Annotated in this window: 1 protein-coding gene; it reads right to left on the minus strand. The window is 56.9% G+C overall.

The window, feature by feature from the left end; translation table 11 throughout:
- Positions 1 to 6: 6 nt before the first annotated feature.
- Positions 7 to 1,314 carry an ISL3-like element ISAar23 family transposase gene (locus CIK74_RS16780; RefSeq protein ID WP_096257511.1) on the minus strand — a complete coding sequence of 436 codons (1,308 nt, stop codon included), beginning with the start codon at positions 1,312 to 1,314 and terminating at the stop codon, positions 7 to 9.
- Between the last annotated feature and the right edge of the window lie 135 nt (positions 1,315 to 1,449).

The following is a 1,449-nucleotide window of genomic DNA, read 5'->3' on the forward strand; positions in this document are numbered from 1 at the left end:
GGCTCTTCAGGATTCAGGGTGTAAACGCGATCTAAAGCCACCGGTTTCCAACAATGACCGTGCGATATAGTGCGCCAAATTCGTGAACCCCAAAGCGATACCCCGCAGGTGCTCCAACCGCCCATTGAGTGCTTCAGTAGGCCCATTGGAACTGCCAATGTGATCAAAATACGCGAGGATATCCGGTTTCCGCCTGCGCAGCGTACCACCGAGTTTCTTCAACTCCGGTAAACCCTTCGGCACTTTGGTACCGATCTCGTTGATCAGTTGTTCCATGGCCCACTTCCCGATCTCGGGCTTCTTCTGCCGGTAGGCATCAACCATCCTCTGGTAAACGCTCCAGACCAATTGCACAGGCTCGTGCTTCGCAACGTTGAACAGGTCTTCAACGCGCTGTTTCTGTTTCTCTGTGGCCAGCGATAAACCTGTAGTCAGCGTACGCCGGCACTTATACAGCGGATCATCTTTCCGGCCACGCCGCCCATATTGTTCACGCTGAACTCGTTGTCTGGCCTGGTCCAACGCCTCGGAGCCGAGCTTGACCACATGAAAAGGGTCCAAGACTTCTACGGCTTGGGGCAGTTCCTCAGCAGCAGCGCTTTTGAAGCCGGTGAACCCGTCCATCGCGACCACCTCAACATTGTTTTTCCATGCTTCACCGCGTTCAGCAAGCCAGGTCTTGAACACGGCCTTGGAACGTCCGGGAATCATGTCGAGCAATCGTGCGGTGCCAGTGCCAGCCTTCACCGGGGTGAGGTCAACAATGACCGTCACGTACTTGTCTCCACTTTTGGTATGCCGCCACACGTGCTCATCAACTCCCAACACTTTGACTCCGTTGAACCGGGTTGGGTCATCTATCAGCAGGCGCTGGCCTTCGGCCAGCACTGCTTCGTTGGCGGTATTCCAGGTGACACCGAGCCCTTCGGCAATCCGTGAGACTGACAGGTGCTGGGTGACTAGCCCGGCCAAAGCCCAGCGTAGCCCGGTCCGGCTGATTTTCTGTCGTGGCGCTACCGCTTGGCTGAGGTCTTCACGCCAGACGCGTTGGCAGTGGTTGCAGCGGTAGCGGCGGTGCTTGATCACCAGGACGGTGGGCCGCCATCCGAACGGTTCGTGGGCCAGGCGCCGGGTGACGGTATCGCGTGGATTTCCGGGCGTTCCGCACGTTTGGCACCATGGGTCAGGGTTGGTCACTTGGCAGAGGATCTCAGCTTTCTTCGGCGTGAGGCGCTGCCCGATGGCGGTGAGGCCCAGTCCGTCAAGGTTGGTGAAAGTCGTGAGATTTGCGGGGGTATAGATAGAATGGTGCACAGTCGAGGTCTCTAGAAATGGTTTGTGTGGTAACTTCCATTCTTCTGGAAGGCCTCGACTTTTTAATGCATTGACGACATGCCCGGGATCCGGGGTGTTGGGTTTAGGTGGCTACACTCTCAATTCTGAAGAGCC

Source organism: Glutamicibacter sp. BW77 (genome assembly GCF_002332285.1).
Lineage (GTDB): Bacteria > Actinomycetota > Actinomycetes > Actinomycetales > Micrococcaceae > Glutamicibacter > Glutamicibacter bergerei.